The 14,059-nt window shown below is 69.3% G+C and carries 17 protein-coding genes; 16 read left to right on the top strand and 1 reads right to left on the bottom strand.

All coding sequences use genetic code 11. From position 1 onward, the window contains the following. Nucleotides 1-33 precede the first annotated feature (33 nt). The 15 genes from rpsP to EIZ45_RS35760 all read left to right on the top strand — a co-directional run bounded on the left by rpsP (nucleotide 34) and on the right by EIZ45_RS35760 (nucleotide 11,376). Nucleotides 34-477 carry a 30S ribosomal protein S16 gene (gene rpsP / locus EIZ45_RS35830; protein ID WP_037810269.1) on the top strand — a complete coding sequence of 148 codons (444 nt, stop codon included), beginning with the start codon at nucleotides 34-36 and terminating at the stop codon, nucleotides 475-477. Beyond that, nucleotides 474-713, top strand: coding sequence for an RNA-binding protein (locus EIZ45_RS35825; RefSeq protein WP_003103110.1), 240 nt, complete (start codon nucleotides 474-476; stop codon nucleotides 711-713). The genes rpsP and EIZ45_RS35825 overlap by 4 nt, the downstream gene beginning before the upstream one ends. A gap of 26 nt (nucleotides 714-739) precedes the next feature. Then, the gene (rimM, locus tag EIZ45_RS35820; RefSeq protein ID WP_134668061.1) at nucleotides 740-1,255 is read left to right on the top strand and encodes a ribosome maturation factor RimM; all 516 of its coding nucleotides are present in this window, start codon (nucleotides 740-742) and stop codon (nucleotides 1,253-1,255) included. 10 nt (nucleotides 1,256-1,265) lie between these two features. Then, the gene (locus tag EIZ45_RS35815; RefSeq protein WP_043827768.1) at nucleotides 1,266-1,973 is read left to right on the top strand and encodes a hypothetical protein; all 708 of its coding nucleotides are present in this window, start codon (nucleotides 1,266-1,268) and stop codon (nucleotides 1,971-1,973) included. Between the two features lie 4 nt (nucleotides 1,974-1,977). Continuing rightward, nucleotides 1,978-2,724, top strand: a complete 747-nt coding sequence (gene trmD, locus EIZ45_RS35810) for a tRNA (guanosine(37)-N1)-methyltransferase TrmD (RefSeq protein ID WP_134668062.1) — start codon at nucleotides 1,978-1,980, stop codon at nucleotides 2,722-2,724. A gap of 194 nt (nucleotides 2,725-2,918) precedes the next feature. Further along, nucleotides 2,919-3,287, top strand: coding sequence for a 50S ribosomal protein L19 (rplS, locus tag EIZ45_RS35805; RefSeq protein WP_009074470.1), 369 nt, complete (start codon nucleotides 2,919-2,921; stop codon nucleotides 3,285-3,287). Between the two features lie 31 nt (nucleotides 3,288-3,318). Beyond that, nucleotides 3,319-4,245 carry a signal peptidase I gene (gene lepB, locus EIZ45_RS35800; RefSeq protein ID WP_037810276.1) on the top strand — a complete coding sequence of 309 codons (927 nt, stop codon included), beginning with the start codon at nucleotides 3,319-3,321 and terminating at the stop codon, nucleotides 4,243-4,245. Between the two features lie 95 nt (nucleotides 4,246-4,340). Beyond that, nucleotides 4,341-5,129, top strand: coding sequence for a ribonuclease HII (locus tag EIZ45_RS35795; protein WP_051171578.1), 789 nt, complete (start codon nucleotides 4,341-4,343; stop codon nucleotides 5,127-5,129). Next, the gene (locus tag EIZ45_RS35790) at nucleotides 5,126-5,449 is read left to right on the top strand and encodes a DUF2469 domain-containing protein (protein ID WP_003096226.1); all 324 of its coding nucleotides are present in this window, start codon (nucleotides 5,126-5,128) and stop codon (nucleotides 5,447-5,449) included. The genes EIZ45_RS35795 and EIZ45_RS35790 overlap by 4 nt, the downstream gene beginning before the upstream one ends. Nucleotides 5,450-5,695: 246 nt before the next feature. Further along, on the top strand, nucleotides 5,696-6,076 hold the full coding sequence (locus EIZ45_RS35785; RefSeq protein ID WP_037810446.1) for a YraN family protein: 381 nt from the start codon (nucleotides 5,696-5,698) through the stop codon (nucleotides 6,074-6,076). Continuing rightward, nucleotides 6,076-7,587, top strand: a complete 1,512-nt coding sequence (locus tag EIZ45_RS35780) for a YifB family Mg chelatase-like AAA ATPase (RefSeq protein ID WP_134668063.1) — start codon at nucleotides 6,076-6,078, stop codon at nucleotides 7,585-7,587. Before EIZ45_RS35785 ends, EIZ45_RS35780 begins: the two co-directional genes overlap by 1 nt. A 375-nt stretch (nucleotides 7,588-7,962) precedes the next feature. After that, nucleotides 7,963-8,178 (top strand): hypothetical protein, encoded by a 216-nt coding sequence (locus EIZ45_RS46285; RefSeq protein WP_037810308.1) that lies wholly within the window; start codon nucleotides 7,963-7,965, stop codon nucleotides 8,176-8,178. Then, nucleotides 8,175-9,347 (top strand): DNA-processing protein DprA, encoded by a 1,173-nt coding sequence (gene dprA / locus EIZ45_RS35770; protein ID WP_051728739.1) that lies wholly within the window; start codon nucleotides 8,175-8,177, stop codon nucleotides 9,345-9,347. The genes EIZ45_RS46285 and dprA overlap by 4 nt, the downstream gene beginning before the upstream one ends. A gap of 51 nt (nucleotides 9,348-9,398) precedes the next feature. Continuing rightward, nucleotides 9,399-10,418, top strand: a complete 1,020-nt coding sequence (locus tag EIZ45_RS35765) for a tyrosine recombinase XerC (protein WP_037810310.1) — start codon at nucleotides 9,399-9,401, stop codon at nucleotides 10,416-10,418. A 109-nt stretch (nucleotides 10,419-10,527) separates the two neighbouring features. Beyond that, nucleotides 10,528-11,376, top strand: a complete 849-nt coding sequence (locus EIZ45_RS35760) for a FliA/WhiG family RNA polymerase sigma factor (protein WP_037810464.1) — start codon at nucleotides 10,528-10,530, stop codon at nucleotides 11,374-11,376. A 205-nt stretch (nucleotides 11,377-11,581) separates the two neighbouring features. On the opposite strand, the gene EIZ45_RS47070 is transcribed toward EIZ45_RS35760, so the two are convergent. Then, nucleotides 11,582-12,058 carry a murein hydrolase activator EnvC gene (locus EIZ45_RS47070; protein ID WP_240690880.1) on the bottom strand — a complete coding sequence of 159 codons (477 nt, stop codon included), beginning with the start codon at nucleotides 12,056-12,058 and terminating at the stop codon, nucleotides 11,582-11,584. Nucleotides 12,059-13,107: 1,049 nt separating this feature from the next. Between EIZ45_RS47070 and rpsB the strand changes: the two genes are divergently transcribed. Further along, a complete protein-coding gene (gene rpsB / locus EIZ45_RS35750; protein ID WP_037810313.1) occupies nucleotides 13,108-14,007 on the top strand; it encodes a 30S ribosomal protein S2 in 900 nt (299 codons plus the stop codon). The last annotated feature ends 52 nt before the right edge of the window (nucleotides 14,008-14,059 follow it).

Raw genomic sequence — 14,059 nt, 5'->3', positions numbered from 1 at the left:
TGCACCACACAGCACTGAGGAGTACCCACACCCGTGGCCGTCAAGATCAAGCTGCAGCGCCTCGGCAAGATCCGTGCGCCGTACTACCGCATCATCATCGCCGACGCGCGCACCCGCCGGGACGGCAAGGCCATCGAGACGATCGGCAAGTACCACCCCAAGGAAGAGCCGAGCTTCATCGAGGTCGACACCGAGCGGGCGCAGTACTGGCTGGGCGTCGGCGCGCAGCCGACCGAGCCGGTCCAGCGCATCCTCGAGATCACCGGCGACTGGCAGAAGTTCAAGGGCCTGCCGGGAGCCGAGGGCACCCTGAAGGTGGCCGAGCCGAAGCCGTCCAAGCAGGACCTGTTCAACGCGGCGCTGGCCGCGGCGGGCGAGGAGCCCTCCACCGAGGCCGTCACGCCGAAGAAGAAGTCGGCCCCGAAGAAGGCCGAAGCCGACAAGGCCGAGGCTGCCGAGGGCGAGAAGTCCGAGTGAGCTTCCTCGCCGACTCCCTCGAGCACCTGGTGCGCGGGATCGTCGACAACCCGGACGAGGTCCGGGTCGAGCTGCTGACCACGCGTCGTGGCCGCACGCTCGAGGTGCACGTCCACCCCGACGATCTCGGCAAGGTGATCGGCCGGGGCGGGCGCACCGCGACCGCTCTGCGCACCGTGATGGGCGGCATCGGCGGCCGAGGCGTCCGCGTGGACGTCGTCGACACCGATCGCTGACCTGAGATTCTCGGAAACGGTCAGGTATGGACGTCGTAGTCGGCCGTATCGCGAAGGCGCACGGCATCCGCGGCGAGCTCGCGGTCGACGTGCGCACGGATTCGCCGCAGGAGCGGTTCGCGATCGGTGCGGTCGTCACGACGAAGCTGCGCGACGGCAGCACGAGAGAACTCACCATCGCAGCCGCCCGCGAACACAGCGGGCGGCTGCTGGTGCGTTTCGAGGAAGTGCTCACGCGCGACGTCGCGGAAACCCTGCGCGGCGCCCTGCTGCTGGCGGACACCGAAACGCTCCCGCCCACCGGCGACCCGGACGAGTTCTACGACCACGAGCTGGCCGGGCTTCGCGCCGAACTCGCCGACGGGACGGCCGTGGGCAAGGTCGTCGAGGTGGTCCACTCGCCGGCCGGGGAATTGCTCGAACTCGATCATGACGGACGCTCGGTCTTGGTACCTTTCGTCCGCGCCATCGTTCCGGTGGTGGACGTCGCGGAGGGCCGGGTCGTGCTCGATCCGCCCGAAGGCCTCCTCGACGCTGACTGAGGGGGAGTTCGTGAAGTTCTGGACGAAGGCTGTCTTCGCAGCCGTTTTGGCCACCGCTTTCGCCGCGCCGCCCGCGCAGGCCGCTTCGCCGGTGTACGGCGACTTCTCGATGATGTTCCAGCGCAGCGCCGGACAGTACGCGCCGCCGGGGGAGAAGGCGTTCCAATGGGCGTGGTCGCCGCAGTCGGCCACCGAATCGCAGATCACCTGGGGCGACCCGGTCACGTGGCCGCCCGCGACCGCCGAGCACTTCGTCCGCTCCGGCGACTGGGTGCTGATCGACGGCTGGGACGGCAACGGCACGTACTACACGGAGCGGGTCACCGAAGAACTCGCGTGCACCGGCTCCACCTGCACGCCTATCCCGTCCGACGGCGGCCGCCAGCACTACGTGCGCTGGACGGTGCCGTCCACCGATTACCGGCTCGTCGCGCACGGCACGATCACCGAGAAGAGCTCGGGCAAGGTCGTCCACTTCGAGCACCTGCAGACGTGGGGCGCGCCCGCTCCGTGCTCGAACGCCCGTTTCGGGGCGCGCACCTGCGTCACACAGACCGAGACGTGGTCGGACGACAACGGGCTGCCCGCCGGGTCGCCGATCCGCAAGACCCTGCACCGCAGCATCAAGATCGCGAAGGGGCTGGGCATGGCCTTCGCGATCGACCAGGACGTCCCGAGCCCGTGGCACGCCCAGGCCACCGAGTACTGGAACTGGTAACCGCTTGCGCATCGACGTCGTCACCATTTTCCCCGAGTACCTCGACCCGCTGCGCGCGGCGCTGCTGGGCCGGGCGATCGACCGCGGCCTCATCGAGGTCGGCGTGCACGACCTGCGCGACTGGACCCACGACGTGCATCGCGCGGTCGACGACGCGCCGTACGGCGGCGGTCCCGGCATGGTCATGAAGCCGCAGATCTGGGGTCCGGCGCTGGACGACGTGTGCGGCGAGGGGACCCGGCTCGTGGTCCCGACCCCGGCGGGCAAGCCGTTCACCCAGGAGCTGGCGCATTCCTACGCCGAGGAAAAGCACCTGGTGTTCGCCTGCGGCCGCTACGAGGGCATCGACCAGCGGGTCGTCGACGACGCGGCCCGCCGGATGCCGGTGGACGAGGTCTCGATCGGCGACTACGTGCTGGTCGGCGGCGAGGCCGCGGTGCTGGTGATCGTCGAGGCCGTGGTCCGGTTGCTGCCGGGCGTGCTCGGCAACGCGCGGTCGGCCGCCGAGGACTCGTTCTCCGACGGCCTGCTCGAAGGCCCCAGCTATACCCGTCCGGAAGTGTGGCGCGACCTGGCGGTGCCGGAGGTGCTGCGCTCGGGCAACCACGCGCTGATCGACCGCTGGCGGCGCGACCAGGCGCTGGAACGCACCGCTCAGCGGCGGCCGGATCTCCTGGACCGGCTGCCCGAGGGCAGCCTGGACAAGCGGGACCGCGAGGTCCTCGAAGGGCTGGACGACCAGCCCGGATAGGCCCCGTGCGAGGTCTCCGGGGGCCTCTGCCATAATGGATTGGTTGGCGTGCCGCGTCAGTTTGAACTTTGGCCACTGTCCGAAGCGAAAACCGTGCAGTCAACCGTGAATGCCATCAGCCCCGGGCTAGTCGCAGTGATCCGCTGCGCGCTCGAGCTGTACGTAAGCCACACGAATACGAGGACGGACCACCGATGAACACCCTGGACGCGCTGGACGCGCAGTCACTGCGTTCCGACATCCCGGACTTCCGCCCCGGCGACACGCTCAAGGTGCACGTCCGCGTCATCGAGGGCAACCGCGAGCGCAACCAGGTCTTCCAGGGCGTCGTGATCCGCCGTCAGGGCGGCGGCATCCGGGAGACCTTCACCGTGCGCAAGGTTTCGTTCGGCGTGGGCGTCGAGCGCACCTTCCCGGTGCACTCGCCGAACCTGGCCGAGGTCGAGGTCTTCAAGCGCGGCGACGTCCGCCGGGCGAAGCTGTACTACCTGCGCGAGCTGCGCGGCAAGAAGGCCAAGATCAAGGAGCGCCGCGAGAACCGCGAGACCACCTCCGCCTCCTGAGTGACGAGCCGGTTACCGGTAGCCTGGCGACGTGGTCGAACCTGTGTCGCGGAACGCCGATGAGGACGGCCCCGAACGCCCGGAGGAGGACCAGGAACGGTCCGGCGGGCGTCGGGGGTCGCACCGGCGGGGCAAGTCCTCGAAAAAGCGGTCGTTCTGGAAGGAACTGCCGATCCTGATCGTGATCGCCCTGGTGCTCACGATCTTGATCCAGGCGTTCCTCGCCAAGGTCTACATGATCCCGTCGGGATCCATGGAGTCCACGCTGCACGGCTGCCCGAGCTGCACCGGCGACCGGATTCTGGTCGACCGCGTCACCTACGACTTCACCGACCCCTCCCCGGGGGACGTGATCGTGTTCAAGGGCCCGCCCGCGTGGACCGAGAACGAGATCGCGCCGCAGGAGTCGAGCAACATCGTCGTGCGCGCGCTGCGCGGTCTCGGCTCGCTGGTCGGCTTCGCGCCGCCGGACGAGCGGGACTTCGTCAAGCGCGTCATCGCCACCGGCGGCCAGACCGTCCAGTGCTGCGACGACCGCAACCGGGTGATCGTGGACGGCAAGGCCCTCGACGAGCCCTACATCCACTGGGAAGACGACAACCACCGCGTGCAGGAGTCGTTCGCCCCGGTGAAGGTCCCGCAGGGCGCGCTCTGGGTGATGGGCGACAACCGCAACAACTCCGCCGACTCGCGTTATCAGGGCGGCGGCGGGCCCAACGGCGCGGTTCCGGTCGACGACGTCATCGGCAAGGCCCGCATCATCGTGCTGCCGCCGAGCCGCTGGGGCGGGATCTCGGACCACAATCCGCAGCAGAACGCCCAGCCGGTCGCGCTCGGCGCGCCCGCGTGGCAGCAAGGGCTGCCGCTCGGCATCGGTTTCGCCACCGCGGTGCCGACGCTCTTCGTCGGACGCCGGTTGAAGGCAGGCCTCCGCAAGGCGGCCGGCCGGAGACGCTGAGCGGTGCGCTCCGTCGTCCGCGACTCCCGGGTGGTGTTTCGGTGACTCTCCCTCCTCCCCGCACTCCGGCGGAACCGCTGCGCCCGCCGCGCGCCGTGGTGCGCGGCGAGCTGTTCTGGGGTCTGCAAGGCGCACTCGAACGACGCGGCCTCGGCCCGGTCGCCGGCGTGGACGAAGCCGGCGCCGGTGCCTGCGCGGGCCCGCTCGTGGTGGCTTCCTGCGTGCTCCGTCCCGGCGACGGCGCGCGCCTGCCCGAACTGACCGATTCGAAGATGCTCACCGCGAAGGCCCGGGACCGGGTTTACGACCGGGTCCTGCAGCGCGCCCTCGACTACTCGGTGATCGTCATCCCCTCCGAGCAGGTGGACCTGCTCGGCATCCGGGTGATGAACCTGGAAGGCATGCGCCGCGCCGTCGCCGGACTGCGCACGCATCCCGGGTACGTCCTCACCGACGGCTTCCCGGTTCCCGGCATTCCCGCGCCGAATGTCGCGGTGATCAAGGGAGACCGCAGCGTCGCGAGCATCGCGGCGGCGTCGGTCCTGGCGAAGGTGACGAGGGACCGGATCATGGCCGGCCTGCACGAAGAGTTGCCGGCGTACGGCTTCGACGTGCACAAGGGCTACAGCACCTCGGACCATCTGGCTGCGCTGAGTGAGCACGGCCCGAGCCCGGCGCACCGCTGGTCCTACACGAATGTCGCCACTGTCGCCCTCGCACACGGACTCACTGCCCCGCATCCGGTCGTGCTCACCTACGCTGCACTGGAGAATGCCCTGGAAAAAGCGGGCGGGCCGGTCCGTGCCCCGGGCCGCTCGGTGGGTAAGAATGAACGCTCCGCCGCCGGAGCAGGACGAATGCGAGGAGGGGCGCGGATTTCATGAGCGCAGAGGATCTCGAGAAGTACGAGACCGAGATGGAGCTCTCGCTGTACCGCGAGTACCGCGACATAGTGGGCCAGTTCTCGTACGTGGTGGAGACCGAGCGGCGGTTCTACCTGGCCAACGCGGTGGACGTCCAGGTCCGCGACGGCGGGGGCGAGGTGTACTTCGAGGTGCGCATGTCGGACGCCTGGGTGTGGGACATGTACCGCCCCGCCCGGTTCGTGAAGCACGTCCGGGTCATCACCTTCAAGGACGTCAACGTCGAAGAACTGGACAAGCCCGACCTGCGGCTCCCCGAGGACGGTCCGTTCTCGGGCTGACCCCCGCTTTTCTCTCACCACGAGGCCACCCGGCACCTGCCCGGGTGGCCTTCGTCGTTCTCTGCCCTCATGCACACCGCACCGACAATCCGCCGGTTTTCTCGCCCGTAGACCAGCGCTTGATCCACAACCCCCGGCTTATCCACAGTTGCTCGGAATCCCCCTGGCGCTGCGTTTGATCACACTGCGATCGTGAAAGCACACGCACCGTGATCGACGGTGCTCACGCTGTCCGAGGGGGACACCATGAACGACGGCCCGCACCCCGGCGCGGCCTGGCGACGGACGTTCGGCCGCTGGGGCGAGGACCTCGCCGCCCGGCATCTGCAGGCCGCCGGCATGGTCCTGCTCAGCCGGAACTGGCACTGCCGCGAGGGCGAGCTGGATTTAGTCCTGTCCGAGGGCGACCGGGTGATCTTCTGCGAGGTCAAAACCCGATCGAGCACTGAATACGGCACTCCCGCCGAATCCGTTACGCAGGACAAGATCGACCGCGTGCACCGAGCCGCGATGCGCTGGCTCAAGGAACATCGAGTCGGCTGGTGCCGCATCCGCTACGACGTCGTGACCGTCTACGCCCCCGACGGCGAAGAGCCGGTCGTCCGGCACCTGGTGGGTGCTTTCTGATGCCACACGCCAAAACCTGGTCCGTCGCGTTGCTCGGCATCGAAGGCCGCGTGGTGGAAATCGAAGCCGATCTAGGCGGAGGCCTGAGCCGAGTCACCCTGGTCGGCCTGCCCGACGCCGGCCTCCGCGAGGCGAAAGACCGCGTCCGCTCCGCAGTCCGCAACTCCGGCCAATCCTGGCCCGACGGCAAGATCACGCTGGCCCTGTCTCCCGCCAACCTGCCCAAAATGGGCTCCGGCTACGACCTGGGCATCGCCGCCGCAGTCCTAGCCGCCATCGGTGCCGTCCCAGCCCGAAAACTCCTGCACACAATCCTGCTGGGCGAACTGGCCTTGGACGGCCGAATCCGCCCCGTACGCGGCGTCCTCCCCGGCCTGCTGGCAGCCAAAGCCGCCGGCCACGAACGCGCCGTCGTGCCCACCGAGTCGTTGGTAGAAGCCGCCCTGGTAGACGGCCTGGAAGTCTCCGGAGTAACCCGCCTGGCAGAACTCATCGCCTGGCTCAAAGACGAAGCCGACCTGGAACCACCCGCCGCTCCCGCAGCCGCCGCCCCAGTAGAAGTCCCCGACCTGGCCGACGTAGTAGGCCAACCAGAAGCCAGATGGGCCTTGGAAGTCGCCGCAGCAGGCGGCCACCACCTCCTGCTCACCGGCCCGCCTGGCGTAGGCAAAAGCATGCTGGCCAGACGCCTCCCCGGCCTGCTGCCCGACCTCTCCCCAGCCGAGTCCCTGGAAGTAACCGCCATCCACTCAGTAGACGGCTCCCTGTCCAAGTCATCGCCCCTGGTAACAGTCCCGCCTTTCGTCGCCCCACACCACTCGATCAGCCCACCAGCCCTAATCGGCGGCGGCACCGGCTTAGCGGCTCCGGGTGCCATCAGTCGAGCCCACCGAGGCGTCCTTTTCCTAGACGAGGCCTGCGAATTCGGCAACCAACGCCTCGACTCGCTCCGCACCGTCATGGAAGAAGGCGAAGTCCGCATCGCCCGCGCGAAGGGCGTCGTCCGCTATCCCGCCCAGTTCCAACTGGTGCTGGCCACCAACCCCTGCCCCTGCGCCCCACCGCGAGAAACCGACTGCACCTGCTCAGTACCCACCCGCCGCCGCTACCTGTCGCGCCTTTCGGGCCCTCTCCTGGACCGAGTAGACCTCCGCGTCCGCCTGCGCCCTCTGACTGCGATCTCCGCCCACCAATCCACCGCCCCAGAACCGTCCTCGACCGTCCGAGCCCGCGTCCTGGCCGCCCGCGAAAGAGCCAAACACCGCTGGCACGAACACGGCTGGCAGTCCAACACCGAAGTCCCAGGCCCGATCCTGCGCCGAGATTTCGCCCTGCCACCCCCCGCCACCGCGGTTTTAGACAGAGCCCTGGACCGAGGCTTGCTGACCGCCCGAGGAGCCGACAGATGCCTGCGCATCGCCTGGACGCTGGCCGACCTGGCGGCCTTGCCCCAACCCGACACCGACCACGTCACCGCGGCCCTGGACTTCCGAGAACGCAAAACCGGCTGATCCACCCCGTAGGCCGAGCCTGCCCAAGGCGAGTGCCAGGAAACTTCGGCAGGTATCAGCTCGCTTCGGTGCAGGGTCCGCCTCCGGCAAGAGGTTCTGCCGTCTGCTCAGCCGTGCCCGGCGAACAGGCCGAGTAAGCGGCCATGCGCGCTGACGGTGGCGATCCCCGGAGCTCCGCCCAGCGCTTTCTCGCCGATGTCCGGACCAGATGTCCCAACTCCTAGATCCGCAATCCTGCGTCCCAGCCCAGCCCAGCCCAGCCCAGCCCAGCCCAGCCCAGCCCAGCCCAGCCCAGCCCAGCCCAGTCGCGGCCGTGGCCCCCAGTCTCGGACCGGCAAGCCTGCCCGTCCGGAATCCCAACGAAAGGAAAGCACCATGTCCCACCGAGCCATCCCGTCCTCGTCCCCGCGCACCCGGCACCGCAGGCCGAAGACGCCGCAGCACAAGATCGTCCGGCATCTGCATCCGGTCCGGCACCGGGAAGTCCGCCCCGAACACGATCCGGTCCGGGTCCGAGAACGGTTGGCGCTGCACCGCCACCTCGCCGTCGTCCGCCCCGAAAACCCCGGCAGCCGAAGAGGTGCGGCGTGAGCATCGCTGTCGAGGACCAGACCGCGGCAACCGACTCCGAACGCCTCGCCCGCGCGTATCTGCTCGGCGTCGCGGAACCACCGGCACCGCATCTGCTGGAGTTCGTCGGCGAACAAGGCCCGGTCGCGGCCGCCGAGCGCGTCCGGGCCGGGGACTGTCCCGAGAAGGTTCTCCGCGAAACGGCCGCGCGGCGGGAATCCACGATCGCGGAACAAGATCTCGAGGCAGCCGCCAAAGCCGGTGCCCGGCTCGTGGTTCCCGAAGACCACGAATGGCCCGCGTGGCCACTGCTGTCGCTAGCGGTAGCAACCGGAAACGGTGTGAAGCACGTGGCGGCACCGCTCGGGCTCTGGGTGCGCGGCGACGCGAGCCTGGCGGAAGTCGCGGACCGCGCGGTGGCGGTCGTCGGCGCTCGGATGGCCACGGACTACGGCCTGCACAACGCCGTCGAGATCGGCCACGCCTTGGCAACCCGCCAAGTACCGGTTTTCTCCGGTGCTGCCCTGGGCATCGACGCCGCCGCCCACCGAGGCGCGCTCAGCGGCGGCGGGATCACGGTCGCGCTCCTCGGTTGCGCTGTCGACTACTCCTATCCGGTTGGGAACAGCGGCTTGTTGGACCGCATCGTCGCCGAGGGCGGTGCGATCGTCAGCGAGTACGCGCCGAAGACCCCGCCCGCGCGCCATCGATTTCTGGTGCGGAATCGCCTTATCGCAGGTCTTACCGACGGCACAGTCGTTGTAGAGGCCGGAATCCGCAGTGGTGCGCGCAACACCGCCACTATCGCGGGTGCGCTGGGCAAGGTCGTGATGGCGTTGCCGGGATCAGTGCATTCTGGCAGTTCAGCCGGTTGCCACGCACTGATCCGGGACTGCAAAGCCACGTTGGTCACTTCGGTTGACGAGGTGCTCGAAACCGTGGGCAGGTTCGGCACCGCTGCTCCCGCGGCCGAGTCGAGTCGGCGGCCCACGGACAATCTCGGTCCGGAGGCATCACGGGTCTACGACGCGCTGCTTCCGCGGGCTGGCCGGGCTCCGGAAGAGGTAGCGGAAAGCGCTGGAGTGCCTGTTTCCCGAGTTCGCGCCTTGTTGCCCGCACTGGAAGTCGACGGTTTCGCGGTGCGCGGCGAGACCGGCTGGCGGCAGATAGTCCGAACGGCCAACCGATGATGGGCGTGGCGATGCTTGACCAATGGCGATGGTTCGCGCAGCGTAATCGTCATGCCGTCAGCGAGTGCACGCAAGGACGCGGTCCCGCGTCCCGGTGGACACCGGAAACGCCCGCCACGACCCGATCTTCGTGCACTTCGCGCCGAATTGCCGGAGTCCGCCGAATCGGTGGTGGCCGGTTACGAACGGCATCTGTCGCTGGAGCGTGGGCTGTCGCCGCACACCGTGCGCGCGTACGTCGGCGATGTCGTTTCGCTGCTGGCGTTCCTGACCGTGGGGGAGGGCGACCGTCCCGCGCGGCGCTTTGAGGACTTGGACGTCACGCAGCTGCGCGCGTGGCTCGCGGGGCAGCGCTCGGACGGCGCCGGGCGCACCACCCTCGCGCGCCGCGCCGCGGCGGCGCGCACCTTCACGGCTTGGGCGCACCGCACTGGTTTGCTGAAGTCGGACCCGGGCGGCCGGCTGGCCGCGCCGCGCACGCACCGGACCTTGCCCGGGGTACTCCGCGCCGAGCAGGCCGACGCGCTCATGGACGCCTCCGCGAAAGGGGCAGCCGAACGGGATCCGGTCGCTCTGCGTGACCGCGCGTTGGTCGAAATGCTGTACGCAACCGGCATTCGGGTGTCGGAGTTGTGCGGACTGGACGTCGGCAGCGTGGACTTTTCCCGCCGCGTGGTTTCGGTGGTGGGCAAGGGAGACAAGGAGCGGACGGTTCCGTTCGGCGTCCCGGCGGCCGAGGCGCTGACCGCGTGGCTGGAGGACGGACGGCCTGCGCTGGCTGGGGAAACGCCGCCGGCGGCGCTTTTCCTGGGCGTTCGCGGCAAGCGTCTCGACCCGCGCGCGGCGCGCCGGGTGGTGCACGAGGCGGTGGCCGCGGTGCCGGGCGCAACGGACATGGGGCCGCACGGGCTAAGGCATTCCGCCGCGACGCATCTGCTCGAAGGAGGTGCCGATCTCAGGAGCGTTCAGGAACTGCTTGGTCACGCTACGCTGGCCACGACCCAGCTCTACACTCATGTGACCGTCGATCGGCTGAAGGCGATCCATGACCGAGCACACCCGCGGGCCTGACGCGGCCGGCGGAGGCTCGGCCGGGGACGGCAGGGCCGAACCGTCGGCGCACGCGCATCCGCACGAGCACGGAGACAACACTGAGCAGCACGCCGAGAACGACCGTGCAATGACTTCCACATCGCAGGTCACGGAAGCCGGGGCGGCACGCCCCGGCGTGCAGGACGCCGTCAACGGGGACGGTCGTCCTGGTCAGGACGTCGACGCGGGGATTCAGGCGCTGTGGCAGCAGTTCGCCGACAAACCGGACCAGACGTCGCGCGACCGGCTGGTGCTGCACTACGCACCGCTGGTGAAGTACGTCGCGGGCCGGGTCGGCACCGGTCTGCCTACGCACGTAGACGTCGGCGACCTTGTGCAGTCAGGCATTTTCGGTCTGGTCGACGCGATCGAGAAGTTCGACCCGGAACGCGGCCTGCGCTTCGAGACGTACGCGATGCAACGCATCCGCGGCGCCATCCTGGACGACCTGCGCTCCCAGGACTGGGTCCCGCGCGCCGTGCGCAGCAAGGCGAAGGAAACGGCCCGCGCCCTGGAACGCCTCGGCGCCCGCCTGCACCGAACCCCGACCGACGCCGAACTCGCCGGCGAAATGGGCATCAGCCTCGACGACCTGCGCGACTTCTACGGCCAGCTCCGCCTCACCAGCGTGGTCGCGCTCGAAGACCTTGTCACCGCGGGCAAAGACGCCGGTTCGCTGGTCGACACCCTCCCCGACGACGGCGCGGTCGACCCGGTGGCCGTCCTCGTGGACCAGGACAACCGCCGCCAGCTCGCCGAAGCCATCGCGCAGCTGACCGACCGGGACAAGATCGTCGTCAGCCTCTACTACTTCGAAAGCCTGACCTTGGCGGAAATCGGGAAGGTCCTGGGAGTCACGGAATCGCGCGTGAGCCAGCTGCACACCCGCGCGGTGATGCGACTGCGCGCCAAGCTGATGGAGCAGCCCAGCGGCTGACCCCTGGATCCGCAACCGGCGCATCGATTGCCTTGTTCGCAAGGCTTGTCCGGTGCTCAGGCGGGGTCGGTGCGGACCACGGGCCGACGCGGCGGTGGTTGCGGACCACTGTCGACGCGGCGGCGGACCACGGTCGATGTGTCGGTGGTTTGACCCTAGTGACCTCCTTCGGATCGATCGGCCGCTAGCGACGGCTGCTTTGGTGTCACGGGCCTTCCGCCCACGGCTTGAGGCGTACTCGGCTGGGAGTGCCGACCAAGGCGAGCGGGTCGATGTATTCCATGCCGCGGCGGGCTCCCCAGTGCAGGCAGGTGGCGGTCGGGCAACCGGGGTGGCCGGGGATGGCGGTTCCCAACGGCTGGCCGCGGTAGATCTGGTCTCCGGCGGCGACTGTCGGGGTGATCGGGAGGTAGGTCGTGTGGAGGCCGCCGTCGTGGTCGACGGCGACTACTCCTTGTCCCGCGACCTGACCGGCGAAGACCACCACTCCCATGTCCGCAGCCAGCACTTGTTGTCCGGCGGCGGCTTCCAGGTCTACGCCTCGGTGACCGGGGCCGAACAGGGTCGCGGGCGGTTCGAAGTTGCGGGTGACGTGCGGGCGGGGCGTCAGGGGCCAGGCCAGCCGTCCGGGTTCTTCCGGAACGGGCTGGAGGGGCGCGGCGTCGGCTCGGGAGTGGAGCAGGGCTGCTGAGCCCGCGGACAAGGTCAAGACCGTCGCGAGGATCAGCCACGTTCGGGTGACTTTGCGGCTGCGCGGGGCGAACGTCGGGAGTTCGCCGCCTGCTCCGGCCAATCGCAGGGGTGGGTGACCCCAGCTGAAATCGCAGGGCAGCGAGATTCGGACGCTCGGCAAGAGGGGCACGGGTCTTGGGCGTGCAGGGCGAAGGAGCCTGCGGGAGGCGAAGAGGGCGTAGCGGCTGACGGTGCTCGCGGCGGACCTCGCGCGGGTCCACGTGCGGCGGAGTGCGGTGCGGATTCTGGGCGGTCTGGCGGGTGGTCGGCGATGGCGGCCGCCGCGCGGGAGCGGACCCGTTGAGGTAGGGGGCGGGATGGCGTCGTCCGGGCTCAGGAGGGCGGCACCTGCCGATGGGTGCTGAGTGAGCAGGGCAGCGGTTGCCAGGACCACCGGATGAGGCGAATCAGGCGGCGACGGATTCGGCGAGGGACCGGACTGGCTGCTCGCTTCTCTGTCCGGGCGAGGCACAGGGGAGGGCACTGAGCTGGCCGTGCTCGGCATCGAGGGCACAGGAACCAGGGAATCCGCAGGCGAATCGGCAGCGCGGGAAGCAACGGCGGCAACGGGAAAAGATCGCGTAGTGGTCATGTCCCCATCCTCGGGCGCCGGCCGACCGGAACCCGCTGTTCAGCGGGGGTTGTCCACAGGTGGGCGCGGTTGTGGACAACTCCGGGCCGGGCGAAGGCTGCCCGCAGGGGCGGGCCTGGTGGCAGGGGGTAGAATCAATTCCGCAGTCCACTCGCTGGGCTGACTTCGCGTGCACGTGCGCGCGTCCCCGGACGGGCCGCTTCTGGCGGGAACCCGGACGGAGGGGCGCACGGTGTCCGGCGGTCCCTGGGGTTTCGCACAGCCGAACCCACGGGTCCGGGCATCGGCTACGGCACCAGGGCCCACGACCTCCCGGTCGGGGGCGACTAACCGGAACAGCGCCTCCGCGGGCGGAACGAACACCGGCAGCGGGAGCGCGCGACTACAGAAAAGGTGTGATTCCGGCAATGGCCGTCGTCACCATGAAGCAGCTGCTCGACAGCGGCGTGCACTTCGGGCACCAGACCCGTCGGTGGAACCCGAAGATGAAGCGCTACATCTTCACCGAGCGCAACGGCATCTACATCATCGACCTGCAGCAGACGCTGACGTACATCGACCGTGCGTTCGAGTTCATCAAGGAAACCGTCGCGCACGGCGGCACCATCATGTTCGTCGGCACGAAGAAGCAGGCGCAGGAAGCGATCGCCAACGAGGCCGCGCGCGTGGGCATGCCCTACGTGAACCAGCGCTGGCTCGGCGGCATGCTGACCAACTTCCAGACCGTCCACAAGCGCCTTCTCCGCCTGAAGGAGCTCGAGGCCCAGGAGCAGACCGGCGGTTTCACCGGCCTGACCAAGCGCGAGATCCTCACGCTGACCCGCGAGAAGGACAAGCTCGAGAAGACCCTGGGCGGCATCCGGGACATGGCCAAGGTGCCGTCCGCGGTGTGGATCGTCGACACCAAGAAGGAGCACATCGCCGTCGGCGAGGCTCGCAAGCTCAACATCCCGGTCGTCGCGATCCTCGACACCAACTGCGACCCGGACGAGGTCGACTACCCGATCCCGGGCAACGACGACGCGATCCGTTCCGCCGCGCTGCTGACGAAGGTCGTCGCCGAGGCCGCCGCGGCCGGGCTGATGGCCCGTTCCGGCCGCAACGGCGCCTCGGCCGACGCGAAGCCGGAGACCGGTGCTTCGGACGAGCCGCTGGCCGAGTGGGAGAAGGAGCTCCTCGCGGGCTCGGAGACCGCCGCCGCCGACGCGACCGAGGCCGCTGCCGCCACCGAGACGGCCGCCGCGACCGAGACCGCCGCGACCGAAACCGCGGAAGCGACCGGCGAGCAGGCTCCGGCCAACTCCTGATCCACCCCGTCCGGGCGGTCCGCGCAGGGCCGCCCGGACGGCGCTCACCGCA

It is taken from the genome of Amycolatopsis sp. CFH S0740 (assembly GCF_004522315.1).
Lineage (GTDB): Bacteria > Actinomycetota > Actinomycetes > Mycobacteriales > Pseudonocardiaceae > Amycolatopsis > Amycolatopsis nivea.
Note: the sequence above shows the minus strand (reverse complement) of the source record. Positions and strands in the feature narration are given on the sequence as shown.

What these genes read in the sequence shown, in the direction of transcription:
- rimM (WP_134668061.1), top strand. Translation starts at nt 740, where the DNA reads ATGGACGTCGTAGTCGGCCGTATCGCGAAGGCGCACGGCATCCGCGGC.
- rplS (WP_009074470.1), top strand. Translation starts at nt 2,919, where the DNA reads ATGAACACCCTGGACGCGCTGGACGCGCAGTCACTGCGTTCCGACATC.
- EIZ45_RS35790 (WP_003096226.1), top strand. Translation starts at nt 5,126, where the DNA reads ATGAGCGCAGAGGATCTCGAGAAGTACGAGACCGAGATGGAGCTCTCG.
- EIZ45_RS35785 (WP_037810446.1), top strand. Translation starts at nt 5,696, where the DNA reads ATGAACGACGGCCCGCACCCCGGCGCGGCCTGGCGACGGACGTTCGGC.
- EIZ45_RS35780 (WP_134668063.1), top strand. Translation starts at nt 6,076, where the DNA reads ATGCCACACGCCAAAACCTGGTCCGTCGCGTTGCTCGGCATCGAAGGC.
- EIZ45_RS46285 (WP_037810308.1), top strand. Translation starts at nt 7,963, where the DNA reads ATGTCCCACCGAGCCATCCCGTCCTCGTCCCCGCGCACCCGGCACCGC.
- EIZ45_RS35765 (WP_037810310.1), top strand. Translation starts at nt 9,399, where the DNA reads ATGCCGTCAGCGAGTGCACGCAAGGACGCGGTCCCGCGTCCCGGTGGA.
- EIZ45_RS35760 (WP_037810464.1), top strand. Translation starts at nt 10,528, where the DNA reads ATGACTTCCACATCGCAGGTCACGGAAGCCGGGGCGGCACGCCCCGGC.
- rpsB (WP_037810313.1), top strand. Translation starts at nt 13,108, where the DNA reads ATGGCCGTCGTCACCATGAAGCAGCTGCTCGACAGCGGCGTGCACTTC.